Genomic DNA, 24,680 nt, shown 5'->3' with positions numbered 1-24,680 from the left:
GTTCGACGCGGTCTTCGGCGGTGGCCGGCGCGACGAGGAGAAGGCCCGCGCCAAGGAGCGCGTCTTCTCCCTGCGCGACGAGTTCTCCCAGTGGGACCCACGCCGCCAGCGCCCCGAGCTGTGGAACCTCTACAACGGCCGGCACGCCCCCGGCGAGCACGTCCGCGTCTTCCCGCTCTCCAACTGGACCGAGCTGGACGTCTGGCAGTACATCGCCCGCGAGCAGATCGAACTGCCGGAGATCTACTACGCCCACCGGCGTGAGGTCTTCCAGCGCGCCGGCATGTGGCTGACCGCCGGTGAGTGGGGCGGCCCCAAGGCGGACGAGATCGTCGAGAAGCGGCAGGTGCGCTACCGCACGGTCGGTGACATGTCCTGCACCGGCGCGGTGGACTCCGACGCCGACACCATCGAGAAGGTGATCGTCGAGATCGCCGCGTCCCGGCTGACCGAGCGGGGCGCGACCCGCGCCGACGACAAGACGTCCGAGGCCGCGATGGAAGACCGCAAGCGCGAGGGGTACTTCTGACCATGACCGCCACCACCGACACGACCGGCACCACCATCGACACCCTCCGTTTCGCGACGGCCGGTTCGGTCGACGACGGCAAGTCCACGCTGGTGGGCCGGCTGCTGCACGACTCCAAGTCGGTCCTCACCGACCAGCTGGAGGCCGTGGCACACGCGTCCCGCAACCGTGGTCAGCAGACCCCGGACCTGGCGCTGCTGACGGACGGTCTGCGCGCCGAGCGCGAGCAGGGCATCACCATCGACGTCGCCTACCGCTACTTCGCCACCCCGGTCCGCCGGTTCATCCTCGCCGACACCCCGGGACATGTGCAGTACACCCGCAACATGGTCACCGGCGCCTCCACGGCCGAGCTGACGATCATCCTCGTCGACGCCCGCAACGGCGTGGTCGGGCAGACCCGCCGCCACGCCGCCATCGCGGCTCTGCTGCGGGTCCCGCACGCGGTCCTCGCCGTCAACAAGATGGACCTCGTCGGGTACGAGGAGAAGGAGTTCGACCGTATCGTCGAGGACTTCGCCGGGCACGCGGCCGAGCTGGGCCTGTCCTCCTTCACACCGATCCCGGTGTCGGCCCTCGTCGGCGACAACGTCGTGGACCGCTCGGCGCACATGGACTGGTTCGGGGGTCCGGCGCTCCTGGAGTTCCTGGAGAACGTGCCCGTCGGTGTCGAGGCCGCGGACGCACCGGCCCGCTTCCCGGTGCAGTACGTCATCCGCGACGGCGAAGTCCGCCACTACGCGGGCCAGTTGGTGTCGGGCGCGCTCCGGGTAGGTGACCGGGTCACGGTCCATCCCTCCGGCGAGAGCTCCGAGATCACCGGTATCGACGTGCTCGGCGTTCCGGCCGAGGTGGCGTACGCGCCGCAGTCGATCGGTGTGCGCCTGGCAGACCAGCGGGATGTCTCGCGCGGCGACATGATCACGGCCGGCGTCGATGTCCCGGCGCTGACGCGGGACGTCCGGGCGTCCGTCTGCCATCTTGCCGACCGTCCGCTGCGGGTCGGCGACCGGGTGCTGGTGCGGCACACGACACGGACGGTCAAGGCGATCGTCAAGGACCTCGACGGCGCCGGCGAGTTGAGCGCGAACGACCTGGGCCGGGTCACCCTGCGCACCGCCGAGCCACTGGCGCTCGACGACTACGCGCTCTCGCGGCGCACGGGTGCGTTCATCCTGATCGACCCGGCGGACGGATCCACGCTGACGGCGGGCATGGTCGAGCTCTCGTGAGCACCTTGCCGCGCACGCCCTCAAGTGCCCAGCGTCAGGCGGGGCTTGGGGGCGTCCGTGCGTCCGGTCTGCGGGCGGCGGCTGCCCGCCCGGTACGGGTCCGGCCAGCCGACGCCGGGCCCTTCGTACCCCTGCTCGGCGGCGGCGTGCAGCGTCCAGTGCGGGTCGTAGAGGTGCGGGCGGGCGAGGGCACACAGATCCGTACGTCCAGCCAGGATCAGGGAGTTGACGTCGTCCCAGGAGGAGATCGCGCCGACAGCGATCACCGGGACGCCGGTCTCATGGCGGATGCGGTCCGCGAAGGGCGTCTGGTACGACCGCCCGTACGCGGGCCGTTCGTCCGCGACGACCTGCCCGGTCGACACGTCGATGGCGTCGACGCCGTGCGCGGCGAAGGCGCGGGCGATCTCGACGGCGACCTCGGCGGACGTGCCGCCCGGTGCCCAGTCGGTGGCGGAGATCCGGACCGTCATGGGCCGCTCCTCCGGCCACACGCCCCGTATGGCGTCGAAGACTTCGAGGGGGAACCGGAGCCGCTTCGCGAGGGTGCCGCCGTAGGCGTCCGTGCGGCGGTTGGTGAGCGGGGAGAGGAATCCGGACAGCAGGTAGCCGTGCGCGCAGTGCAGTTCGAGCAGGTCGAAGCCGGCCCGGGAGGCTCGCCAGGCGGCGGCGGTGAACTGTTCGCGCAGGTCGGTGAGTTGGGCGCGGGTGAGCTCGTGAGGGGTCTGGTTGCCGGGCCCGTACGGGATCGGGGACGCGGCCACGACGCGCCAGTTGCCGTCGGGCAAGGGCTCGTCGATGCCCTCCCACATCAGCTTGGTCGAGCCCTTGCGGCCGCTGTGGCCGAGCTGGACGCCGATCGCGGTGCCGGGCGCCCGCGCGTGCACGAAGTCGGTGATCCGTTTCCAGGCCTCGGCCTGCTTGCCGGTGTAGAGGCCGGTGCAGCCGGGGGTGATACGGCCCTCCGCGCTGACACACACCATCTCGGTCATCACCAGACCCGCGCCGCCGAGCGCCCTCGCCCCCAGGTGGACGAGGTGGAAGTCGCCGGGGAGGCCGTCGGTCGCCGAGTACATGTCCATGGGGGACACCACGACCCGGTTGCGCAGGGTCAGGCCGCGCAGCCGGAACGGGGTGAACATCGGGGGCGTACCGGGTGGGCAGCCGAACTCGCGCTCCACGGCTCCGGTGAAGCGGGCGTCGCGCAGCCGCAGGTTGTCGTGGGTGACGCGGCGGCTACGGGTGAGCAGGTTGAAGGCGAACTGGCGGGGCGGCTGGTCGAGATAGCGGCCGAGGTTCTCGAACCACTCCAGGCTGGCGCGGGCGGCGCGCTGCGTGGAGGCGACGACGGGTTTGCGTTCCGTCTCGTAGGCGGCCAACGCCTGCTCCAGTGACGGCTGTTCCTCCAGACAGGCGGCCAGGGCGAGGGCGTCCTCCACCGCGAGCTTGGTGCCCGAGCCGATCGAGAAGTGCGCGGTGTGGGCGGCGTCGCCGAGGAGGACGGTGTTGCCGTGGGACCAGTGTTCGTTGACGACTGTACGGAAGGAGGTCCATGCGGACTTGTTGGAGCGCAGCGCCCTGCCGCCGAGCGCGTCCGCGAAGATCTTGGCGCAGCGTTCGACCGACTCCTGTTCGCCCAGGTCCGCGAAACCGGCCGCCTGCCAGACCTCCTCACGCATCTCGACGATCACCGTCGAGGCGTCTGCCGCGTACGGGTAGCCGTGCAGCTGCATCACGCCGTGTTCCGTCTCGGCGATCTCGAAGCGGAAGGCGTCGAAGGCGAAGTCGGCGGCGAGCCAGATGTAGCGGCAGTGGTGGGTGGTCACCTGGGGGCGGAACGCTTGGGCGTGGGTTTCGCGGGTGGTGCTGTTGACTCCGTCGGCGGCGATGACGAGGTCGTGGGTGGTCGCGAGGTCGGGTGGGGCCTCGGTGCGGAAGCGGAGGTCGACGCCGAGGTCGTGGCAGCGGGTGTGCAGGATTTCGAGGAGGCGTTTCCTGCCGAGGGCGGCGAAGCCATGTCCTCCGGAGGTGTGGCGGGTGCCTCGGTGGACGATGTCGATGTCGTCCCAGCGGGTGAAGTCCTGTTGCAGGGCCTCGTAGACCACGGGGTCGGCGTGTTCGATGCCGCCCAGGGTTTCGTCGGAGAGGACCACGCCGAAGCCGAAGGTGTCGTCGGGGGCGTTGCGTTCCCAGACGGTGATTTCGCGGGCGGGGTCGAGGCGCTTCAGCAACGCTGCCGCGTACAGGCCGCCGGGGCCGCCGCCGATGATCGCTACTCGTAGGGAGAGGCTGGTCATCGTCGGCGACTGCGGGCTCGTGGTGGCTGGTCGCGCAGTTCCCCGCGCCCCTGGGGGTGCCACGGTTACCGTCCCTGCCATTTGGGAGGGCGCTTCTCCGTGAACGCCGCATGGAACTCCGCGTAGTCCTCGCCGTTCATCAGCAACGCCTGGGTCGACGCATCGAGCTCCACCGCCGCCGCCAGCGGCATGTCCAGTTCCGCTGTCAGCAGTGCCTTCGTCTGGGCGTACGCCAGTGCCGGGCCGTCGGCCAGGCGGCGGGCCAGTGTCTGGGCCGCCTCGTCCACGCCGCCCTCGTCCGTCAGTTCGCTGATCAGGCCGATGCGCTCGGCCTCGGGTGCCCGGACCGGTTCGCCCAGCATCAGCAGGCGGGTCGCGTGGCCGAGGCCCACCACCCGGGGCAGCAGGTACGCGGCGCCCATGTCGCCGCCCGACAGACCCACCCGGGTGAAGAGGAAGGCGAACCGGGCCGTGGGGTCCGCCACCCGGAAGTCCGCCGCGAGGGCCAGTACCGCCCCCGCGCCCGCCGCCACGCCGTGCACGGCCGCGATCACCGGGAACGGGCACTCCCGTACGGCCCGCACGACCTGCCCGGTCATCCGGTTGAAGTCGAGGAGCTGGGCCGTGTCCATGGACAGTGTCGCGCCGATGATCTCGTCCACGTCGCCGCCGGAGCAGAAGCCACGGCCCTCGCCGGCCAGCACCAGGGCGCGTACCGACCGCTCCCGGGAGAGCTCGGCGAGCAGGTCGCGCAGGTCGGCGTAGGCGCCGAAAGTGAGCGCGTTGAGTTTGTCGGGGCGGGCGAGGGTCACGGTGGCGACGCCGGACGCGACCTCCACGCGCAGATGTTCCCAGCGGGTGGTGCGGGCGGCGGAGCCGGTGAAGGGACTCATGCGGTGCGGCCTCCCCAGATGAGGTGCGCTCTACCCTTCGAAGCTATCACTCATCTTTGACTGTCGTCATGAGTGCGCGATAACACCGTACGGATGTGACCTGGACCGGTCACATCTGTCACGGCTCGTCGACAGAGCCGCTACGGCGGGAGCAGCCGTGCGAGGGAGGGCGTTGTGAGGGGTAAGCCGCCCGGTAACGGGGCCGAAGGTCCCGTACGGTGCCCGTCGGATGCCTCTGCCGGGCGGCGCCGTACCATTCATAAGGTTGAAAGCAGGACAGCCTGCTCATGAACGGAACCGCCTTGCAAGATCGCCCCTCAGCCTCCGCCTCCTGGCGCATCGCGCTGCCGCACTCCGCAGCGGCCGTGCCCGTCGCCCGTGCGCTGGTGCGCACGGCGCTGGCCGAGCTGGAGCACGGGGCCGACAGCGACACCGCTGAGCTGCTGACGGCCGAACTGGTCGCGAACGCCGTGGAGCACACCGCCGGGGACGCCCCGATAGAGCTCGTCGTGGAGCTGCTGCCCAGCGGCTGCCAGGTCGAGGTGCACGACCCGGACCCGGCGCCGCCCGGCAACCTCACCCGCCCCGTGGACACCGAGCCGGACCCCTGGCAGGAGCACGGGCGCGGCCTGCTGCTGATCCGCGCCCTGAGCTCGTCCTGCGGGCACCGCCCCACCGAGTCCGGCAAGGCGGTGTGGTTCAGGCTGCCGGCGGTGCCGTCGCAGTGGCGACCCGCGTGACCCTGCTCAGGCCAGCGTCGCGACCAGGACCGCCTTGATGGTGTGCATCCGGTTCTCGGCCTCGTCGAAGACGACCGAGTGGGCCGACTCGAAGACCTCGTCGGTCACCTCGAGGGACTCCAGGCCGTGGGAGTCGTATATCTGCCGGCCGACCTGTGTACCCAGGTCGTGGAAGGCCGGGAGGCAGTGCAGGAACTTGACGTCCGGGTTGCCGGTGGCGCGCAGGACGTCCATGGTCACGGCGTACGGGGCGAGAGCCGTGATCCGCTCGTCCCAGACCTCCTTGGGCTCACCCATGGAGACCCAGACGTCCGTGGCGACGAAGTCGGCGCCCACGACACCCTCCTCCAGGGACTCGGTGAGGGTGATCCGCGCCCCGCTGTCGACGGCGATCTGACGGGCCCGTTCCACGATGTCCTGGGCGGGCCAGTAGGTCTTCGGGGCGACGATCCGGACGTCCATGCCGAGCAGGGCGCCGGTGATCAGGTAGGAGTTGCCCATGTTGAAGCGGGCGTCACCGAGGTAGGCGAAGGCGATGTGCTCGACCGGCTTGCTGCTGTGCTCGGTCATCGTCAGCACGTCGGCGAGCATCTGGGTGGGGTGCCAGTCGTCGGTGAGCCCGTTGTAGACGGGCACTCCCGCGTACGCGCCGAGCGTCTCGACGGTGTCCTGCGCGTCCCCGCGGAACTCGATCGCGTCGAAGAGCCGCCCCAGCACCCGCGCGGTGTCCTTCGTGGACTCCTTCTTGCCGATGTGCGAGCCCGAGGGATCGATGTACGTCGTGGCGGCACCCTGGTCCGCCGCCGCGACCTCGAAGGAGCAGCGCGTGCGCGTCGAGGCCTTCTCGAAGATCAGCGCGATGTTCTTCCCCCGCAGATACTGCGTCTCGGTCCCCGCCTTCTTGGCCGCCTTCAGCTCGGCGGCCAGCTCGATCAGGCCGAGGAACTCCTGCCGGGTGAAGTCGAGCTCCTTGAGGAAGTGGCGCCCGGCAAGGGCGGTCGGGACGGTCGCCATGGGGGCGCTCCAGGGATACGAGTGACACGGACCTTTGGAAGTCTATACGACGTCCAACATTTCTATGCGATCACCCGTACGCCTATACGGCCGCGCGTTCGACCGGACAGCTCATACAGCGGGGTCCGCCCCTCCCCCGCCCGAGCTCGCTGCCCGGGATCTCGATGACCTCGATGCCCTGCTTGCGCAGATGGGTGTTGGTGGTGGCGTTGCGCTCGTAGGCGACGACGACGCCCGGTTCGACGGCGAGGACGTTGCAGCCGTCGTCCCACTGCTCGCGCGCGGCGGCATGCACGTCCTGGGTCGCGGTCAGCACGCGGATCTCGCTGAGCCCGAGGGCCGCCGCGATCGCGCGGTGCATGTGCTCCGGCGGATGGTCGGTGACCTTGAGCTCCTTGTCGCCGACGCCCGGTTCGATGGTGTACGAGCGGAGCATGCCGAGCCCGGCGTACTGGGTGAAGGTGTCGCCGTCGACCATCGTCATCACGGTGTCGAGGTGCATGAAGGCCCGCCGCTTGGGCATGTCGAGCGCCACGATCGTCTGCGCGGACCCGGCGGCGAACAGCTTGTGCGCGAGCATCTCCACGGCCTGGGGAGTGGTCCGCTCGCTCATGCCGATGAGGACGGCGCCGTTGCCGATGACGAGGACGTCCCCGCCCTCGATGGTGGACGGGTAGTCGGCCTGGCCCTCGCTCCACACACGGAACGCTTCGTCTCGGAAGAGGGGGTGGTGCCGGTAGATCGCCTCGAAGTGGACGGTCTCGCGCTGCCGGGCCGGCCAGCGCATGGCGTTGACGGAGACACCGTCGTAGATCCAGGCGGAGGTGTCGCGGGTGAAGAGGTGATTGGGCAGGGGGGCGAGGAGGAAGTCGTCGAGGTCCATCACATGGAAGCGGACGGAGACCGGCTCCTCGTGCGCGTCCAGGAACTCCCTCTTGGTCATGCCGCCGACGAGCGCCTCGGCCAGCTCGGCCGCGGGCAGCGACTCGAAGGCGGCACGGAGGTGGTCGGTGGCCAGGACGCCGTACTCCTTCTCGTCGAAGACCCGGTCCAGGACGAGGGTGCGGGCCGCCGGGATCGCCAGGGCCTCGGTGAGCAGGTCGCCGAAGAGATGGACGGTGACCCCGCGGTCGCGCAGCACGTCCGCGAACCCGTCGTGCTCGGCGCGCGCCCGGCGCACCCACAGCACGTCGTCGAAGAGGAGGGCGTCCTTGTTGCTGGGGGTGAGCCTCTTGAGCTCGAGATCCGGCCGGTGCAGGATGACGCGGCGCAGCCGCCCGGCCTCGGAGTCGACATGGAATCCCATGGGTCCATCCTGACCACCGGCGACCGTCTTCACCCCCCGCTTGGCCACTTCCCTTTCTCGTCCCTTTGACGATAATCAGTTCGCCCGGTTATCGTCGTCCAGACGAAAAGAGGGTCTCGTGGCAGACATCACCCGGCGCCTGGGCTGGCGCCATCTGCGTGGCGCACCGACCGCGCACGTGCGGCACCACCGCGGCGGACAGCTCCTGCACGACGGGCCGGGCCTGAGCTTCTGGTTCCGCGCCCTGACCGCGGCGCTCTCCGAAGTACCGGTCGACGACCGGGAGTTGGCGATGACCTTCCATGCCCGCACCTCCGACTTCCAGGACGTGGCGGTGCAGGCGACCGTGACCTACCGGATCAGCGACCCGGCGCTCGCAGCGGCCCGACTGGACTTCTCGATCGACCCGGACACGGGCGCGTGGCGCGGCACACCGCTGGAGCAGCTGGGCACGCTGCTCACGGAGACGGCACAGCAGCACGCGCTGGATGTGCTGGCCCGCACGTCGTTGTCGGCGGCGCTGGTGGACGGTGTGGCGGCGGTACGGGAGCGGGTGACGGCGGGGCTGGCGACGGAACCGCGGCTGCCGGCCACCGGGATCGAGGTGGTGGCCGTCCGCGTGGTCGCGCTGCGACCGGAGCCGGAGGTGGAACGGGCGCTGCGCACCCCGGCCCGCGAGCAGATCCAGCAGGAGGCGGACCGGGCGACGTACGAGCGCCGGGCGGTGGCGGTCGAGCGGGAGCGGACGATCGCCGAGAACGAACTGGCCAGCCAGATCGAACTCGCCCGGCGCGAGGAGCAGTTGGTGGAACAGCGCGGTACGAACGCCCGGCGGGAGGCGGAGGAGCACGCGGCGGCGGACGCGGTACGGGCCGGGGCGGAGGCGGCACGATCGGTCAGGCTGGCCCGCGCCGAGGCCGAGAGCGCACAGGCGGTGGGCGCGGCACGGGCTCAGGCGCAGGCGGCATGGCTCCAGGTGCACACGGATGTGGACGTGAGCGTCCTGCACGCGCTCACCGCGAGCCGGCTGGCGGAGAACCTCCCCCGCATCGACAGCGTCACGGTGTCGCCGGACGTCCTGACCGGACTGCTGGCCAAGCTGGGCACGCAGGACCGCACATGAGCCTCGCCCCTCGGGTCGTCCTCGTCCACCGCACCACGGAGTACGAGGAGTTGGTGGCCCACCACGGCACCCACGGCCAGGCCGCCTTCTTCCTCTCCTCCCGCGGCCGGGACATCGAGGAGGTGGCCGAGCGCCACCGCCGTACGCGACGCGCGCTCGCGGAGGTGACGGCGGCGATTCCTCTGACCTGGCGTCAGTCACGGGTCGAACGCGGCGACTTGGACCGCTTCCTGTTCGCACCCGAGGACGTGGTGGTCGTGGTCGGCCAGGACGGACTGGTGGCGAACGCGGCCAAGTACCTCTCCGGACAACCGGTGTTGGGCATCGACACCGACCCCGGCCGCAACCCGGGTGTGCTGGTACGCCACCGCCCCCAGGACGCCGCGAAACTCCTGACGGCCGGCACCCCTCCGGTCGACGAACTCACCATGGTCGAAGCGATCGCCGACGACAGCCAGCGCCTGGTCGCCCTCAACGAGATCTACCTGGGCGCCCCGGGCCACCAGACCGCCCGCTACCGCCTGGGCCTCGACGGCCACGGGGGTGCCGCCGAGGCCCAGGCCTCCTCCGGAGTGCTGGTGGGCACGGGGACGGGCGCGACGGGGTGGGTGCGGTCGGCGTGGCAGGAGCGGGGCAGTGATCTGCCCCTGCCCCGCCCCACCGAGAACCGCCTGCTGTGGTTCGTCCGCGAGGCCTGGCCCTCGCCGGCCACCGGTACCTCACTGGTGGCCGGCGAACTGCCGGCGTCGGCCTCCCTGCACCTCACCGTCGAGTCCGAACGGCTGATCGCGTTCGGGGACGGGATGGAGTCGGACGCCCTGGAGCTGACCTGGGGCCAGAGCGTCCGCGTGGGTGTGTACGCGCAGCGGCTGAGGCTGGTCGGCTGACCCTCACAACCGCGGGTCCACCGGCTCCGACTCCAGCGCCAGCACCCCGAACACCGCCTCGTGCACCCGCCACAGCGGCTCCCCCTCGGCCAGGCGGTCCAGTGCCTCCAGGCCGAGCGCGTACTCGCGGATCGCGAGCGAGCGCTTGTGGTTGAGGAAGCGGCCGCGCAGCCGGGTCAGGTTGTCGGGGCGGGTGTACTCCGGGCCGTAGATGATCCGGAGGTACTCGCGGCCACGGCACTTGATGCCGGGCTGCACCAGGCGCCCCTCCCCGTTGCGCACCACCGCCCCCAGCGGCTTGACCACCATGCCCTCGCCGCCGCGTCCGGTCATCTCCAGCCACCAGTCGACGCCCGCCCGGACCGACTCGGGGTCGGCCGTGTCGACGTAGAGGCGACGGGTGGTCTGGAGCAGGCCCGTGCCGTCGTGCTCCACGAGGCGGTCCAGCAGGGCCAGTTGCTCGTCGTGCGGCAGGGACGCGAGGTTGCGGCCCTGTACGGCCAGGATCTGGAACGGGGCCAGGCGTACGCCGTCCAGGCCCTGCGTCGGCCAGCAGTAGCGCCGGTACGCCTCCGTGAACGCGGCCGCGTTCGAGGCCCGTTCCCGCTGGCGCCCGAGCAGGTCCGTCACCTCGACGCCCCGCCCCGCCGCACCCTCCAGCGCGGCCAGCGCACCCGGGAACACCGCCCCGGACGCGGCGCCGACGGCCGCGTACTGCGAGCGCAGCAGCCCCGACGCCTTCAGCGACCACGGCATCAGCTCGGCGTCCAACAGGAGCCAGTCCGTGTCGAGTTCGGCCCACAGACCGGCCTCGGTGACCGCCGCGCGCAGCCGGCCCAGGATCTCCTCCGTCACCGACTCGTCGTCGAAGAACGGGCGGCCCGTGCGGGTGTACAGCGAGCCGGTCGGACCTCCCCCACTCTCGGCTTCGCTCGAGCGGGAGGTGCCCCCACCGCCGAACCGCTTGCGTGCCGCTTCCGCGTCCCGGCACACCAGCGCCACCGCCCGCGAGCCCATGTGCTTCTCCTCGCACACGACCCGCGCGACCCCGTCCGCCGCGTACTGCGCGAAGGCCTCGGCCGGGTGCTCCAGATAGCCCTCGACCTGCGAGGTAGCGGTCGGAGCCATGGTCGGCGGGAGGTACGGCAGCAGCCGCGGGTCCACCGCGAAACGGCTCATGACCTCAAGAGCCGCCGCCGCGTTCTCCTCGCGGATCGCGACACGGCCCTGGTGCCGGGTCTCCACCGCACGACGGCCGTGCACATCCGCCAGGTCCAGCGGCCGGCCGTCGTGTCCGCCCGGCGCCTCCGACCTCAGCGGCTTCACCGGCTCGTACCAGACCTTCTGAGCCGGTACGTCGACCAGCTCCCGCTCCGGCCAGCGCAGGGCGGTGAGCTTGCCGCCGAACACGGCGCCGGTGTCCAGGCAGATGGTGTTGTTGAGCCAGGTCGCCTCCGGGACGGGGGTGTGGCCGTAGACCACGGCCGCCCGGCCCCGGTAGTCCTCCGCCCACGGGTAGCGCACCGGCAGGCCGAACTCGTCGGTCTCCCCGGTGGTGTCGCCGTACAGCGCGTGCGAGCGGACCCGGCCCGAGGTACGGCCGTGGTACTTCTCCGGCAGACCGGCGTGACAGACGACCAGCCTGCCGCCGTCGAGGACGTAGTGGCTGACCAGTCCGTCGATGAACTCCCGCACCTCGGCGAGGAACTCCTCGGACACCCCCTCCATCTGCTCGATGGTCTCGGCGAGCCCGTGGGTGTGCTGGACCTTGCGGCCCTTGAGGTAACGGCCGTACTTGTTCTCGTGGTTGCCGGGCACGCACAGGGCGTTGCCGGACTTCACCATCGACATCACGCGACGCAGCACGCCCGGGCTGTCCGGGCCGCGGTCGACGAGGTCGCCGACGAAGACCGCGGTGCGGCCCTCGGGGTGCACGCCCTCGACGTAGCCCAACTTGCCGAGCAGCGACTCCAGTTCGGAGCCGCAGCCGTGGATGTCGCCGACGATGTCGAACGGTCCGGTGAGGTGGGTGAGGTCGTTGAAGCGCTTCTCGGTACGGACGGTGGCGTTCTCGATGTCCTCCACGCCCCGCAGGACGTGCACCTTGCGGAAACCCTCGCGCTCCAGGTGCCGTACGGAACGGCGGAGTTCACGGATGTGGCGTTTGATGACCCGGATCGGCATGTCCGCCCGGTCGGAGCGGGCCGCGTTGCGCTCGGCGCACACGTTCTCCGGCACGTCGAGGACGATGGCGATGGGCAGTACGTCGTACTGCTTGGCCAGGTCGATCAGCTGGCGCCGGGAGTCCGACTGCACACTGGTCGCGTCCACGACCGTACGACGGCCGGCGGCGAGGCGTTTGCCCGCGATGTAGTGGAGCACGTCGAAGGCGTCCTTCGTCGCGCCCTGGTCGTTCTCGTCGTCGGAGACCAGGCCGCGGCAGAAGTCCGAGGAGATGATCTCGGTGGACTTGAAGTGCCGCCGGGCGAACGTCGACTTGCCGGAGCCGGAGGCACCGACGAGGACGACCAGGGAGAGGTCGGTGACGGGAAGCACGCGTCCCTGGGTCTGGTTCTCGGTCATGCCGCCTTCGCCTCCTTCTCGGTCCTCGCAGTGGCTGTGCTCGTCTCAGCTGTGCGCAATTCAAAATGTGCCATCTGGGTGGGCGGTCCGACCTCGGGGTCGTCCGGCCCCACCGGTACGAACTCCACGTCGTACCCGTGCCGTTCGGCCACCGCCCGGGCCCAGGTCCGGAACTCCTCGCGCGACCACTCGAAGCGGTGGTCGCCGTGCCGGACATGACCGGCCGGGAGGGTCTCCCAGCGCACGTTGTACTCGACGTTCGGGGTCGTCACGAGGACGGTCCGCGGGCGGGCGGCACCGAAGACCGCGTACTCCAGGGCGGGCAGCCGTGGCAGGTCGAGGTGTTCGATGACCTCGCTGAGCACGGCGGCGTCGTAGCCCTTCAGGCGCTTGTCCGTGTAGGCGAGCGACCCCTGGAAGAGCTTGACGCGGGAGGCCTGCCGCTCCCCCATGCGGTCCAGCTTGAGCCGCCGGGAGGCGATGGTGAGCGCGCGCATCGACACGTCGACGCCCACGATCTCGGTGAACCGCACGTCCTTGAGCAACGCCTGCACCAACTGGCCCTGCCCGCAGCCGAGGTCGAGCACACGGGAGGCGCCGGACGTCTGGAGGGCGGCGAGGATCGCGTCCCGGCGCTGCACGGCGAGCGGCGTCGGCTTCTGCTCGTCCTCGGTCTCCGCCTCGACGGCGTTGTCGATCTCCTCGACCTCGCTGTCGTCGGCCTCGGCGAGCCGTACGAGCTCCAGGCGCTCCATCGCCGCGCGCGTGAGCGACCAGCGGCGCGACAGATAACGGCTGGTGATCAGCTTCTGCTCGGGGTGGTCGGGCAGCCAGCCCTCACCGGCCCGCAGCAGCTTGTCGACCTCGTCGGAGGCGACCCAGTAGTGCTTGGCGTCGTCCAGGACGGGCAGCAGGACGTAGAGGTGACGCAGGGCCTGGGCGAGGGTCAGGGTCTGCGACTCCAGTACGAGCCGCACGTAGCGCGAGTCGCCCCACTGCGGGAACTGCGCGTCCAGCGCGACCGGTTCGACGGTGACCGCCCAGCCGAGCGGCTCGAACAGCTTCCGTACGAGGTCGGGGCCGCCCCGGGCGGGCAGCGCGGGCACCTCGACGCGCAGCGGCAGCGGCTGCGCGGCCCGCTCGGGGCGGGCGTTGCACACCCCGCGCATGGCGCTGGAGAACACCCCGCTCAGCGCGACGGCGAGCAGCGAGGACGCGGCGTAGGGCCGGTCGTTGACGTACTGCGCGAGCGCCGCGTCGGGAGCACCACCGCGGCCCTTGCCCTTGCCGCGCCGGACCAGCGCCACCGCGTCGACCTCCAGCAACAGCGCCGCCGTGCAGCGCTCGGCATCGGCCTCGGGGTAGAGGACGTGAGCCGTGCCGTAGGACGTGGAGAACGCCTGCGATTTCTCGGGATGCTTGTGCAGCAGGAACCCGAGGTCGGTCGCCGGGCGTTCTGATGTGCCGGTGGTACTGATCGTGAGGAACACGGTGGTTACACCTCTGGGATCCTTCTGAGCTGCGGCTTCTCGCCGTTGTGAGCTGCGGTGGGCCCGCTCAACGTACCTCGGGCCGCCCCGTACGCACTCTCGATTTATCGCCGTCCTTTTCACTGGGGAGAACAACTCGGTCTGCGTGGACCGCCGTTAGGGTCGATATCCGTATTTAAGGGGGCAGAGGCGGACAGACTGGAATGACCGAGAGCGGCGCCGACCGACGGCTGTTCATCAGCTACGCGGGGGCGGATCGGGCCTGGGCGGAATGGGCAGCCTGGCAAGCGGGAAGCCGGCTACGACGTCTTGCTGGACGTCTGGGACTGGTCAGTCGGCGACAACTACGTGCTGAAGATGCAGCAGGCCGTTGCCCATGGCCGGACGGTGGCCTTGTTCTCCGCCGCGTACGTCGAGCCCGGCCGGTTCACATCGGAGGAGTCGACGGCGGCGATCGCGGCCAGGCAGAGCCCGGTGCCGGTGCGCATCGACGGATCGGTGCCGCCGGCGAACCTGCGGCCGCTGCTCGCCGCCTCGCTGGTCGGGCTGGACGAGCCCGCAGCCGTCGAGACCCTGCCGGCGGCGGTCGAGGGCCGACGACCCGGGCCGACCACAGCCCCGGCCTTCCCCGGCTCCGACCGTGGACCGGTCTCGTTCCCGGGAGGCCGGGACGCCTCGGTCCCGATGCTCCCCGGACAACTGCCCCGGGTGTGGAATCTTCCGCTGCGCAATCCGGACTTCACCGGGCGGGACGAACTGTTGACGGCGCTGCGGGAGGCGCTCACGCTCGCCGACCGGTCCCGGGTGCAGGTGCTGCACGGCCGCGGAGGCGTGGGCAAGACCCAACTCGCCATCGAACACGCACACCGGTTCGCCGGGGAGTACGAGTTGGCCTGGTGGGCGCAGGCACTGGAGAAACTCGAACCGCGCTCCCCCGCGTCCCACGCAGTGCGCGGCGCGCTGACAGGCATGGCTCCGCCGCCCTCGACGGCCGACACCACCACAGGCTGAGGCGACCTCGCTCAACGGACCGGCAGCCGCCCGGAGTTCCCGTCCACCGCGTCCCACGCCTCGCGGGCCGCCGCGATGGCCGGGCGATGGGCGATCGACCAGTCGGCGAGGGCCTTGACGAGGTGGGTGAGGCTGTGACCGAGGTCGGTGAGTTCGTACTCGACCTGGGGTGGGACCGTCGGGTACACGGTCCGCTTCACCAAGCCGTCGCGCTCCAGACGGCGGACGGTGAGTGTGAGCATCCGCTGGGAGATGTTCCCCGGGACGGCGCGCTGAAGTTCCTTGAACCGCCTTATGCCGGAGGCGAGTTCGACCACGACGTAGACCGACCACTTGTCGCCGAGGCGGTCCAGGACGTCCCGGACGCCGCACTCGTCCTGCGGGGTGTCGCAGACGATCACCGGCTCATCGGGCGCGGTGGGGGTGGTTACCGCGGTGTGCCCTGCTGACATCAATGTGCCTCCTTATGCGAGCGGGCGGTGCTTCCCAATGATGGGAACACACAGCTCAGGAGGGGAATTCCGATGATTCTGGTGACGGGTGCGGGCGGTGCGCTCGGGCGGCTCGTGGCGGGTGAACTGGCGGGGCGGGACGATGTCGTCCTCGGCAGCCGTACCCCACGTTCGGCGGGTGAGCGGCGCGTCGACTTCGACGACCCGGGCTCGCTCGATTTCACCGGCGTGGACACGTTGCTGCTGATCTCCACCGGGTACGGGGAGGACGACGTGGTCGTCGCGCGGCACGACGCGGCGATCTCGGCGGCCGAGAAGGCGGGGGTGGGGCACGTCGTCTACACCAGTCTCAGCGGTGACGGCGACCATCTTCCCTACGCGCTGGCCCACCGCTGGACCGAACGCCGGCTGCGGCGCTCCGCGTCGGCCTGGACGATCCTGCGCAACGGCCTCTACGCCGAGTTCCTCGCGGACATCGCCGCCCCGGGTCCCGACGGGACGATCGCGGCCCCGCTGGGCGAGGGCCGGCTGGCCGCGGTGGCGCGGGCCGACCTCGCGGCGGTGGCGGCGCGGGTGGCGAGTACGCCGCGGGAGCATGTGGGGATGGTCTACGAGCTCGTCGGGGAACAGGCGCTGGGTGGTGTGGAGTTGGCCGCGGCGATCGGGGGTGCGTACACGCCGTCGACGCTGGGGGTGACACGCGAGGCGATCATCGCGGCCGGTGCGGCGCTGCCGTATCAGGTGCCGATGCTCGTGGGGACGTACTCGGCGATCGCCGGCGGGTTCCTGGACGGGAGCGGGGTCGAAGAGAGCGCCCTGCGGGGGCTGTTAGGGCGGGCTCCGCAGTCGGCGCTGGAGGTGTATCGAAGAGCGGCGGCGGCAGCGATCGGAAATCTTCGCTAGCCTCCGATCGACCGGGCGTTCGAGGGAGGATCCACGACTGTGAGCACGATCGACACCAGCAAGCCCCATTCGGCCCGCATGTACGACTACTTCCTCGGCGGGAAGGACAACTACCCGGTCGACGTGGCGGCGGCCGAGCAGGTGACCTCGCACTTCCCCGCCGTGAGCCAGATGGCGCGGACCAATCGCGCGTTCATGCACCGGGCCTCCCGACTGCTGGCCGGGCGGGGCGTCCGGCAGTTCCTCGACATCGGCACCGGCATCCCGACCGAGCCGAACCTCCACCAGATCGTCCAGGGGACGGCCCCCGACTCCCGGGTGGTGTACGCGGACAACGACCCGATCGTCCTCCGGCACGCCGAGGCCCTGCTGCACAGCACGCCGGAGGGGAGGACCGCCTACGTCCAGGCCGACGTACGGGAGCCGGGCAGGATCCTCGCGGCGGCCCGGGAGACCCTCGACTTCACCCAGCCGATCGCGCTGTCCCTGGTGGCCCTCCTGCATCTGGTCGCGGACGAGGACGAGCCGATCCGGATCGTGCGGGAACTGGTCGAATCCCTCGCGCCCGGAAGCTACTTGACGCTCTCCCACGCCACCGGGGACTTCGACCCGGAGACCTGGGAGCGGGTCGTGGAGGTGTACCGCAAGGGCGGTACGGCGGCGCAGGTGCGCTCGCGCGAGGAGTTCTCCGGGTTCTTCACCGGGCTGGAGCTGGTGGACCCGGGTGTCGTGCTCGCGGCCCTGTGGCACCCCGAGCTCGGCGCACGGCAGAGCGGCGAGGAGATCCCCCTGTATGTGGGGGTCGGGCACAAGTCCTGACGGACCGACGATCCGTCGGACCGGGCTGCCGAGCCCCGTCCGACGGCCGGTCGTCCTCCGGGATTACGACAACTGCGACTGCACCTGTGCCGAGATGAGCTCCAGGTGTTCCAGATCGTGGAGGTCGAGGACCTGGAGGTAGATACGGCGGGAGCCGATCTCGGCGTAGCGGCCGATCTTGTCGACGACCTCGGCCGGGGAGCCGGCGAGGCCGTTGCTCTTCAGCTCGGGTACCTCACGGCCGATCGCGGCGGCGCGGCGGGCGACCTCCTGGTCGTCCTTGCCGACGCAGACGACGAGGGCGTTGGAGTACGTCAGCTCGTCGCTCTTGCGGCCGGCCTCCTGAGCGGCGGCGCGCACCCTGGCGAACTGGCGCTCGCTGTCCTCGACCGAGCCGAAGGGCATGTTGAACTCGTCGGCGTACTTCGCGGCCAGCGCCGGAGTACGGGAGGGACCGTGGCCGCCGACGAGGACGGGGATCTTCGCCTGGGCCGGCTTGGGCAGCGCGGGCGAGTCGGTGAGGTCGTAGTACTCGCCGTGGAAGTCGAAGGTGCTGCCGGCCTCGGTCGCCCAGAGCCCGGTGACGATCTCCAGCTGCTCCTCGAGACGGCCGAACTTCTCCTTCGGGAAGGGGATGCCGTACGCCTTGTGCTCCTCCTCGAACCAGCCCGCGCCCAGGCCCAGTTCGACGCGGCCGCCGGACATCTGGTCGATCTGCGCGACCTGGATGGCGAGCACGCCGGGCAGCCGGAAGGTACCGGCGGTCATCAGCGTGCCGAGGCGGATGCGCTTGGTCTCGCGGGCGAGGCCGGCGAGAGTGATCCAGGCGTCGGTGGGGCCGGGCAGGCCGTCGGCCGAGCCCATCCTGAGGTAGTGGTCGGACCGGAAGAAGGCATCGAAGCCAAGGTCCTCGGTGGCCTTGGCGACCGTGAGAAGGGTGTCGTAGGTGGCCCCCTGCTGGGGCTCGGTGAAGATGCGAAGATCCATACCTCCATCCTGCACGCCGTCCTGCCGGTCAACCCCACCCGCCCCTGCCGTCCCTCCCCTGCCCGGTCGGGTGAAATTCCGTCAACGCGGCGCACGGGGGCTGCCCGGGCCAGTGACCCGGCGAAGGCGATGATCGTTGCTCGGGCGGAGCCGGACCGACCGGCGCCCGCGCCCGGCCGGTCAGCGCCGGGCGTCACCCGTGTCGGCCTCCCGTGGAGGCCTGGGCCGAGGAGGCCGTCATGTCCGAAGAATCCGTCCCGCAGCAGGGGGCCGGGCCAACCGGTCAGCCGAAGGGGTTGCTGCAGCAGATGGAAGAGCTGATGGCGTCGCTCAACGCGGACCTCTCCGCCCTGGACGCGGATCTGCAGTCGGCGGGACGGGGTGCGGACGACGCCGAGGGCCGCTGAGGGGAGCGCCGACATCGCTCACCCCGGGGTCCGGATCCGCTGAGCGCTCACCCCGCCTCCCGCTCCGGTAGCGCCTGATCCCGGTCCGCGAGTTTGCTGAGCATCTCCAGGACGCGGTCCCGGGACTCGTCCGCCGCGTTGATCGCCTCCATGCACTGCCAGTACGTGCCCTCGTCGTCCACGGCGCAGGCGAGGCCGACGAGGGCGATGCCCACCTCGCCGAGCAGGCCGCCGAGGCAGAGCAGAACCTGGCGGGCGTCGCCCAGTTCGGTCAGTTGGGCGGCGCGCAGGTCGGCGGTGTCCAGGTCGGGACGGTCCAGGACACCGCAGCCTCTGCCCGCCAGCTCGGTCAACCCCAGTGCCTCGCCGCGGAGTCGGGGAGGGCCGGAGACCGCCAGCCTGCTGCCTATCGCCTGGGCCAGCGCCTGCGCCTGCCACACCTCCGTCAGCACCTGAGGCGCCGCGCCGCTCCCCGCGAGGGCCCGCCTGCTCGTCACTATGAGCCGCACCGCGTCCATGCGCTGACCCCGTCCGCCGCCCGAACTCCGTTGTCCACTACCCAGAGTGAGGGTCGGCGGGACGAAAAGCCAGAGGAAGGCGGAAATCTGCGGACAACGAATCGATTTCGGGCCGGAGTTTGACTCCGGAGAGTGAAAACGGACCGAGCTGCTCCCCGCGGACCGGAGCCGACACCCGGAGCCGACACCCCTACGGCGCCGGAAACCTCCGCTCGTTCCGGTCGATCTTCGCGTCCAGTGCCGCCAACGGATCGATGCCCAGCACCTCGCACAGTTGCAGCAGATACGCGAGCACGTCGGCGACCTCGTCCGTGACCCGGTGCGCGGTGTCGGCGTCGTCCATGACGCGGGCGGACTCCTCCGGCGTCAACCACTGGAAGATCTCGACCAGTTCGGAGGCCTCCACGCTGAGCGCGGCGACGAGGTTCTTGGGGGTGTGGTACGGCTGCCAGTCGCGCGCCGCCGCGAACTCGGCCAGCCTGCGCTGCAGTTTCGCCACATCGAGAGGGTCTGTCACGGGTCCAGGTGTACCACCGTGAGCCCCTCGGTCTTCGTGGCCCAGGACGCGTCGGTCGCCGTGCCGAGCAGCCGGATGTGTCCTCGGTCGCACATCCGGGCGGCGAGCCCGAGGAGTTCGTCCCGCTGGCGCGGGTCCAGTCGCCGGTCGAAGCCGTCGGCGAGCACGGTGAGCGTCTGCATCGCCGCGGGCACCTCACCGGCGGGGTCGACCTCCAGGACGCCGGGTCCGGTGAAGAGCACGAGGGCGAGCGCGAGGTATCTCAACTCGCCGTCGCCGAGCCGTGCGAGTTCCGTGCGGGCACCCTCGCCGCGGTCGAGCACGGCCCGGACCGTGCCGTCGTCGAGAAGTTCGGCGAGGACGTCCGCCACCGGGCCCGCGCATCCGGTGTGCACCGCCGCGACGAACTGCGCGTGGCGGCGGCCGCATTCGGAGCGGGTGCGCCACAGCACGTCAGCGAGGTTGTCGCAGCCGCCGAGGAGGCGCCCGGAGCCGGTGGGCACCGGGGCGCGCATCCGGCCGGGGCGGGGGTCGCAGGCGAACGCGGATCGCAGGGCGACGACCGTCTGTTCGGCGGCGGCGAGCACCCGGCGCTGACCGTCCGTCTTGCCGGCCACCCTCAGCGGGAGCAGTGCGGTGCCGAGCCGGTCGTCCGGGAGCGGGGCACGGGTCACCGGCGCGGAGCCGGCCGTGTGCCAGGCGGCCTGTACGGCTCGTCGCGAGGGGTCGCGCAGCGCGGTCTCCAGCAGGACCTGTCCGGCGACGGTCAGCCGCTCCCCGACGACCCGGAGCTCGGGCTCGGCCTGCACGGCGACGTCGAGCCGGACCGGGCCCTCGGGACCCTCGGTTGTGCACCCGATCCGAAACCCGCGCCGCCGCTGCGCGTCGGGCCGCGCCCACTCCGGCACACACGCGAGCGGATCGGGAAACGCCTCCCCCAGCTCCGCCCCGGCGGCAAGCCGCGCCAGCGCCTCGTACGCCCGCAGCGCACTCGACTTGCCGGATCCGCTGGGCCCGACGAGAAGGGTGAGAGGCCCCATCGGAAAGCTCGCACGCCTGTGCGAGGCGAAGGCGGACAGCCGCAGCTCGGTGAGGTGGGGGCGACTGGGGTGATGGCCGGCCGCGACACGGGTGCCGGGTGAGCCGGGCTGCGGCGCCGCCGAGCGGTCTCCGGCGGACACCCCCGGCCGTCCCTCGGCGGACGACTCCGCACGTCTCGCGGCCGACGACTCGCCGGACGCCCCTGGACGCTCCCCGTCACCTCCCGGCCGCCCCTGGGACGGCACCCGCTGGTCACTGGGAGCTTCCGGAACCGCATGAGCCGCAGAACCCGCCGGCACAGAAGTCACGCACATGTCCGGACCGTAAGCCTCCGGAACAAGGCGAACCGTTCCGCCGGGCGCGGCTTCCTACGATCGGGGGACCGGGCTCAGGCGCTGGGGGCGCCGGCGGTCTCCATCAGACCGCTGACCTCGGTGCCGGGCGGGGTCAGCAGGAAGACGTTGCGGTCGACGCGGTGCATGCCGCTGGCGAGACCGAAGACGACTCCCGTGCTGAAGTCGAGGACCCGTTTGGCGACCTCGCCCTCCGCCCCGGTCAGGTCGAGCAGCACCGGGATGCCCGCCATCAGGGTCTCGGCGACCTCGCGGGCGTCGCCGAAGACATTCACCCTCAGCACGACGAAGCGGCGGCGCGGTTCCGTCACCGCTTCGGGCGGCACCCGGTGGTCCACTGCGGACGGCCAGGCATCCCGGCCGCGCAACGGAACGACCTGGGCGAGCCCTTCCCACTGTTCATCGGTGACGTCGTACCTGCTCACCGGTTCCCCCCGGACTCGCTCGCCTTCATTGCCTGCACCGGCCAATTCTTACGCCAAGTCACCCGTTCGGCCCAACAGCGACACGGACCGCGACAGCTCCGCCCCCTCACATCGCGCCACGAACGGCTGTGTGTCCGACGTAACTCCTCATGATCAAGCCATGTGACATCGACGTAATGGGCGATTCGTACGCTCTGGGGGCAAGAATCGACCGCCGAAAGGGCCCCGTGTGACCCCCACCACTCCCACGTCCCAGGTGCGCTCGGTCTGCTCCTACTGCGGAGTGGGCTGCGGCATCCTGCTGGACGTCGGCATGGGGCCCGACGGGCGGCGTACGGTCCTGAAGGCCACCGGTGACAAGGCGCACCCGGCGAACGCGGGGCGGCTGTGCACCAAGGGCGCCACCACGGCCGAGATGCTCTCCGCGCCCGGGAGGCTGACCACCGCGCTGGTCCGGGACGACCGCGGTGCCGAGCCGGTGCGGGCGCCCATGGCCGACGCCATCGCCGAGACCGCGCGGCGGCTGCGCGCGATCATCGACGAGCACGGTCCGGACTCGGTCGCCTTCTATGTGTCCGGGCAGATGAGCCTGGAGGCCCAGTACCTCACCAACAAGCTCGCCAAGGGGTTCGTCCGCACCAATCAGATCGAGTCGAACTCCAGGCTGTGCATGGCCAGCGCCGGGGCCGGTTACAAGCTGTCGCTGGGCGCCGACGGGCCTCCCGGGTCGTACGAGGACTTCGACCGGGCCGATGCCTTCCTCGTCGTCGGGTCGAACATGGCCGACTGCCATCCGATCCTCTTCCTGCGGATGATGGAGCGGGTCAAGGCGGGCGCGAAGCTGGTCGTCGTCGATCCGCGGCGCACCGCGACGGCCGCCAAAGCCGATCTGTTTCTGCAGGTCAAGCCGGGTACCGACCTGGCGCTGCTGAATGGTCTGCTGCATCTTCTGGTCGAGGAGGGGCACACCGACCCCGATTTCGTCGCCGCCCACACCGAGGGCTGGGAGGCGATGCCGGAGTTCCTCGCCGACTACGCGCCCGACGTCGTCGCCGAGATCACGGGACTGGACGAGGACGATCTTCGTGAGGCCGCCCGGCTCATTGGCTCGGCCGGTGAGTGGATGAGCCTGTGGACCATGGGCCTCAACCAGTCCACGCACGGCACCTGGAACACCAACGCCCTGGTCAACCTGCATCTCGCGACCGGTGCCATCTGCCGCCCCGGCAGCGGGCCCTTCTCCCTCACCGGCCAGCCGAATGCCATGGGCGGGCGCGAGATGGGGTACATGGGGCCCGGTCTCCCCGGCCAGCGGTCCGTCCTCGTCGACTCCGAAAGGGAGTTCGTCGAGGATCTCTGGGAGCTGCCGGCGGGCACCGTCCGCAAGGACGGCGTGGGCAAGGGCACGGTCGAGATGTTCCAGAAGATGGCCGACGGCGAGATCAAGGCCTGCTGGATCATCTGCACCAACCCGGTCGCCTCCGTCGCCAACCGCCGTACCGTCATCGAGGGTCTGGAGGCCGCCGAGTTCGTCGTCACCCAGGACGTGTTCGGGGAGACGGAGACCAATGCCTACGCCGACGTCGTGCTCCCCGGGGCGATGTGGACCGAGGGCGAGGGCGTCTTCGTCAACAGCGAGCGCAACCTCACCCTGACCCAGCCCGTCGCCGACCCGCCCGGCGAGGCGATGGCGGACTGGCGGATCATCGCGGCCGTCGCATGCGAGATGGGGTACGAGAAGGGGTTCTCGTACGACAGCGCGGAGCAGGTCTTCGAGGAGATCCGGCGCGCCTGGAACCCCGTCACGGGGTGGGACCTGCGCGGGGTGACCTACGAGCGGCTGCGGGAGACTCCCGTGCAGTGGCCGGCCGCCGAGGGCGGGCCCGCGCGCAATCCGATCCGCTACGTCAGCGGCGACGAGCTGCGCTTTCCCACGGCGAGCGGCCGGGCCGTCTTCCACGCGCGGCCGCACATACCGGCCGCGGAGATGCCGGACGACGACTTCCCCTTCGTGCTGAACACGGGGCGGGTGCAGCACCAGTGGCACACGCTGACCAAGACCGGAAGGGTCGCCAAGCTCAACAAGCTGAACCCCGGTCCGTTCGTGGAACTGCACCCCGAGGACGCCGGCGCGCTGGGGATCGCCGAGGGCGACCGGGTGGAGGTGGCCTCGCGACGGGGGCGGGCGGTGCTGCCCGCGGTGGTGACGGACCGGGTGCGGCCGGGGTGCTGTTTCGCGCCGTTCCACTGGAACGACCTCTTCGGCGAGTATCTGAGCGTCAACGCCGTGACCAGCGACGCGGTGGACCCGATCTCCTTCCAGCCGGAGTTCAAGGTGTGCGCGGTGTCGCTGACCCGGGTCTCCGCCGCTCCCGCACCCGCGCCGGTGCCCGCACCCGCGGTCATCGTCCCCACCTCCGTCACCCCCGGCGCCAACCCCTTCGGCCTCGACCCCGCCCCGCCGCCCGTCCTGACCGCCCAGGAGCGCCTGTACCTGACCGGCTTCCTCGCCGGCATCGACTCCGGCGCCCCCGGCGTCCCGGTGCTGCCGCCGGACGCGCCGTTCAGCCCCGAGCACGCGATGTGGGTCAACGGCGTGCTGGCCGGCATGTACTCACGGTCGGCTCAGGCGCCCCGCCCGCAGCCCGGCCGTGAGGTGGTCGTGCTGTGGGCCTCGCAGACCGGGAACGCGGAGGAGTTCGCCGGTGCCGTCGCCGACCGGCTCTCCGCGAGCGGACACCGCCCCCTGCTCGTCGGCATGGACGACACCGACCCCGGCGCGCTGCCCCGGGGCGCCGACCTGCTGCTGGTCACCAGCACCTTCGGTGACGGCGACGCGCCCGACAACGGCTCCGGCTTCTGGGACCGGCTCGCCGCCGAGCAGGCCCCCCGCCTGGACGGGATCCGCTACTCCGTCCTGGCCTTCGGCGACTCCTCGTACGACGACTTCTGCGGGCACGGGCGCCGGCTCGACGACCGCCTCGGCGAGCTGGGCGGGGTGCGGCTCGCACCGCGTACCGACTGCGAGCCGGACTTCGAGCCGTCCGCGGACGCCTGGCTGGACGAGGTGCTCTCCGCGCTGGGAAGCGAGACCGCCACCCCGCCCACCGGCACGACCGAGGCGCCGAAGAGGCCCGCCCGCTCCCCCAGACC

Annotated in this window: 22 protein-coding genes; 10 read left to right on the top strand and 12 right to left on the bottom strand. The window is 71.1% G+C overall.

The genetic code is table 11. The features are described 5' to 3' along the window. A partial coding sequence (gene cysD, locus TN53_RS36445; RefSeq protein WP_046263108.1) for a sulfate adenylyltransferase subunit CysD occupies positions 1–529 on the top strand: 529 nt, incomplete at its 5' end. Positions 530–531: 2 nt separating this feature from the next. Continuing rightward, a complete protein-coding gene (locus tag TN53_RS36440) occupies positions 532–1,761 on the top strand; it encodes a sulfate adenylyltransferase subunit 1 (protein ID WP_046263107.1) in 1,230 nt (409 codons plus the stop codon). Between the two features lie 20 nt (positions 1,762–1,781). On the opposite strand, the gene TN53_RS36435 is transcribed toward TN53_RS36440, so the two are convergent. Together TN53_RS36435 and TN53_RS36430 are read right to left on the bottom strand one after the other, a co-directional pair. Beyond that, positions 1,782–4,058 carry a bifunctional salicylyl-CoA 5-hydroxylase/oxidoreductase gene (locus TN53_RS36435; protein WP_046263106.1) on the bottom strand — a complete coding sequence of 759 codons (2,277 nt, stop codon included), beginning with the start codon at positions 4,056–4,058 and terminating at the stop codon, positions 1,782–1,784. Positions 4,059–4,123: 65 nt separating this feature from the next. Then, positions 4,124–4,951: an enoyl-CoA hydratase family protein gene (locus TN53_RS36430; protein WP_046263105.1), complete on the bottom strand. Its 828-nt coding sequence runs from the start codon at positions 4,949–4,951 to the stop codon at positions 4,124–4,126. Positions 4,952–5,238: 287 nt separating this feature from the next. Here TN53_RS36430 and TN53_RS36425 point away from each other — a divergent pair, with 287 nt between their 5' ends. Then, on the top strand, positions 5,239–5,691 hold the full coding sequence (locus tag TN53_RS36425) for an ATP-binding protein (RefSeq protein ID WP_046263104.1): 453 nt from the start codon (positions 5,239–5,241) through the stop codon (positions 5,689–5,691). 6 nt (positions 5,692–5,697) lie between these two features. Here TN53_RS36425 and argF read toward each other — a convergent pair whose 3' ends face one another. Both argF and TN53_RS36415 read right to left on the bottom strand, forming a co-directional pair. Then, on the bottom strand, positions 5,698–6,705 hold the full coding sequence (gene argF / locus TN53_RS36420) for an ornithine carbamoyltransferase (protein ID WP_046263103.1): 1,008 nt from the start codon (positions 6,703–6,705) through the stop codon (positions 5,698–5,700). Positions 6,706–6,787: 82 nt separating this feature from the next. Beyond that, entirely contained in the window at positions 6,788–8,011 is a 1,224-nt protein-coding gene (locus TN53_RS36415) for an arginine deiminase (RefSeq protein ID WP_046263102.1), read from the bottom strand. Between the two features lie 118 nt (positions 8,012–8,129). On the opposite strand from TN53_RS36415, the gene TN53_RS36410 reads away from it, so the two are divergent. Beyond that, a complete protein-coding gene (locus tag TN53_RS36410) occupies positions 8,130–9,134 on the top strand; it encodes an SPFH domain-containing protein (protein WP_046263101.1) in 1,005 nt (334 codons plus the stop codon). Further along, complete coding sequence (locus TN53_RS36405) at positions 9,131–10,021, top strand: NAD(+)/NADH kinase (RefSeq protein ID WP_046263100.1); 891 nt, start codon at positions 9,131–9,133, stop codon at positions 10,019–10,021. Before TN53_RS36410 ends, TN53_RS36405 begins: the two co-directional genes overlap by 4 nt. Positions 10,022–10,024: 3 nt before the next feature. Here TN53_RS36405 and TN53_RS36400 read toward each other — a convergent pair whose 3' ends face one another. Together TN53_RS36400 and TN53_RS36395 are read right to left on the bottom strand one after the other, a co-directional pair. After that, positions 10,025–12,604: a polynucleotide kinase-phosphatase gene (locus tag TN53_RS36400; RefSeq protein ID WP_046263099.1), complete on the bottom strand. Its 2,580-nt coding sequence runs from the start codon at positions 12,602–12,604 to the stop codon at positions 10,025–10,027. Continuing rightward, positions 12,601–14,094 (bottom strand): 3' terminal RNA ribose 2'-O-methyltransferase Hen1, encoded by a 1,494-nt coding sequence (locus TN53_RS36395; RefSeq protein WP_046263098.1) that lies wholly within the window; start codon positions 14,092–14,094, stop codon positions 12,601–12,603. The genes TN53_RS36400 and TN53_RS36395 overlap by 4 nt, the downstream gene beginning before the upstream one ends. A 255-nt stretch (positions 14,095–14,349) precedes the next feature. Between TN53_RS36395 and TN53_RS36390 the strand changes: the two genes are divergently transcribed. Next, positions 14,350–15,105 carry a toll/interleukin-1 receptor domain-containing protein gene (locus TN53_RS36390; protein WP_095046918.1) on the top strand — a complete coding sequence of 252 codons (756 nt, stop codon included), beginning with the start codon at positions 14,350–14,352 and terminating at the stop codon, positions 15,103–15,105. Between the two features lie 11 nt (positions 15,106–15,116). On the opposite strand, the gene TN53_RS36385 is transcribed toward TN53_RS36390, so the two are convergent. Further along, complete coding sequence (locus TN53_RS36385; protein ID WP_046263096.1) at positions 15,117–15,557, bottom strand: winged helix-turn-helix transcriptional regulator; 441 nt, start codon at positions 15,555–15,557, stop codon at positions 15,117–15,119. A 72-nt stretch (positions 15,558–15,629) separates the two neighbouring features. Here TN53_RS36385 and TN53_RS36380 point away from each other — a divergent pair, with 72 nt between their 5' ends. Together TN53_RS36380 and TN53_RS36375 are read left to right on the top strand one after the other, a co-directional pair. Continuing rightward, positions 15,630–16,460 carry an NAD(P)H-binding protein gene (locus TN53_RS36380; RefSeq protein WP_046263095.1) on the top strand — a complete coding sequence of 277 codons (831 nt, stop codon included), beginning with the start codon at positions 15,630–15,632 and terminating at the stop codon, positions 16,458–16,460. Positions 16,461–16,499: 39 nt separating this feature from the next. Continuing rightward, positions 16,500–17,279, top strand: a complete 780-nt coding sequence (locus TN53_RS36375; RefSeq protein ID WP_267886593.1) for an SAM-dependent methyltransferase — start codon at positions 16,500–16,502, stop codon at positions 17,277–17,279. Between the two features lie 63 nt (positions 17,280–17,342). On the opposite strand, the gene TN53_RS36370 is transcribed toward TN53_RS36375, so the two are convergent. Then, positions 17,343–18,266, bottom strand: a complete 924-nt coding sequence (locus TN53_RS36370) for an LLM class F420-dependent oxidoreductase (RefSeq protein WP_046263094.1) — start codon at positions 18,264–18,266, stop codon at positions 17,343–17,345. Between the two features lie 239 nt (positions 18,267–18,505). Here TN53_RS36370 and TN53_RS48010 point away from each other — a divergent pair, with 239 nt between their 5' ends. Further along, entirely contained in the window at positions 18,506–18,673 is a 168-nt protein-coding gene (locus TN53_RS48010; RefSeq protein WP_199924716.1) for a hypothetical protein, read from the top strand. A 47-nt stretch (positions 18,674–18,720) separates the two neighbouring features. On the opposite strand, the gene TN53_RS36365 is transcribed toward TN53_RS48010, so the two are convergent. The 4 genes from TN53_RS36365 to TN53_RS36350 form a co-directional block, all read right to left on the bottom strand. Next, positions 18,721–19,191, bottom strand: a complete 471-nt coding sequence (locus TN53_RS36365) for a DUF6099 family protein (RefSeq protein WP_046263093.1) — start codon at positions 19,189–19,191, stop codon at positions 18,721–18,723. Positions 19,192–19,381: 190 nt separating this feature from the next. After that, positions 19,382–19,708, bottom strand: coding sequence for a nucleotide pyrophosphohydrolase (locus tag TN53_RS36360; protein WP_046263092.1), 327 nt, complete (start codon positions 19,706–19,708; stop codon positions 19,382–19,384). Continuing rightward, entirely contained in the window at positions 19,705–20,889 is a 1,185-nt protein-coding gene (locus TN53_RS36355) for a biotin transporter BioY (protein WP_046263091.1), read from the bottom strand. The genes TN53_RS36360 and TN53_RS36355 overlap by 4 nt, the downstream gene beginning before the upstream one ends. Before the next feature lie 248 nt (positions 20,890–21,137). Continuing rightward, positions 21,138–21,527 (bottom strand): cell division protein SepF, encoded by a 390-nt coding sequence (locus TN53_RS36350; protein ID WP_046263090.1) that lies wholly within the window; start codon positions 21,525–21,527, stop codon positions 21,138–21,140. Positions 21,528–21,756: 229 nt separating this feature from the next. Here TN53_RS36350 and TN53_RS36345 point away from each other — a divergent pair. Further along, positions 21,757–24,680 (top strand): molybdopterin-dependent oxidoreductase (locus TN53_RS36345; protein ID WP_046263109.1); only part of this gene is annotated, 2,924 nt, incomplete at its 3' end.

Origin of the sequence: Streptomyces sp. WM6386 (assembly GCF_000972385.1) — a bacterium.
GTDB lineage: Bacteria > Actinomycetota > Actinomycetes > Streptomycetales > Streptomycetaceae > Streptomyces.
The sequence above is the reverse complement of the archived record's forward strand: the minus strand, read 5'-3'. Positions and strand labels throughout refer to the sequence as shown.

Coding starts and splice junctions, on each gene's coding strand:
- TN53_RS48010 (WP_199924716.1), top strand. CDS start 18,506: ATGTCCGAAGAATCCGTCCCGCAGCAGGGGGCCGGGCCAACCGGTCAG.
- TN53_RS36425 (WP_046263104.1), top strand. CDS start 5,239: ATGAACGGAACCGCCTTGCAAGATCGCCCCTCAGCCTCCGCCTCCTGG.
- TN53_RS36385 (WP_046263096.1), bottom strand. CDS start 15,557: ATGTCAGCAGGGCACACCGCGGTAACCACCCCCACCGCGCCCGATGAG.
- TN53_RS36430 (WP_046263105.1), bottom strand. CDS start 4,951: ATGAGTCCCTTCACCGGCTCCGCCGCCCGCACCACCCGCTGGGAACAT.
- TN53_RS36400 (WP_046263099.1), bottom strand. CDS start 12,604: ATGACCGAGAACCAGACCCAGGGACGCGTGCTTCCCGTCACCGACCTC.
- TN53_RS36415 (WP_046263102.1), bottom strand. CDS start 8,011: ATGGGATTCCATGTCGACTCCGAGGCCGGGCGGCTGCGCCGCGTCATC.
- TN53_RS36370 (WP_046263094.1), bottom strand. CDS start 18,266: ATGGATCTTCGCATCTTCACCGAGCCCCAGCAGGGGGCCACCTACGAC.
- argF (WP_046263103.1), bottom strand. CDS start 6,705: ATGGCGACCGTCCCGACCGCCCTTGCCGGGCGCCACTTCCTCAAGGAG.
- TN53_RS36380 (WP_046263095.1), top strand. CDS start 15,630: ATGATTCTGGTGACGGGTGCGGGCGGTGCGCTCGGGCGGCTCGTGGCG.
- TN53_RS36405 (WP_046263100.1), top strand. CDS start 9,131: ATGAGCCTCGCCCCTCGGGTCGTCCTCGTCCACCGCACCACGGAGTAC.
- TN53_RS36365 (WP_046263093.1), bottom strand. CDS start 19,191: ATGGACGCGGTGCGGCTCATAGTGACGAGCAGGCGGGCCCTCGCGGGG.
- TN53_RS36435 (WP_046263106.1), bottom strand. CDS start 4,058: ATGACCAGCCTCTCCCTACGAGTAGCGATCATCGGCGGCGGCCCCGGC.
- TN53_RS36440 (WP_046263107.1), top strand. CDS start 532: ATGACCGCCACCACCGACACGACCGGCACCACCATCGACACCCTCCGT.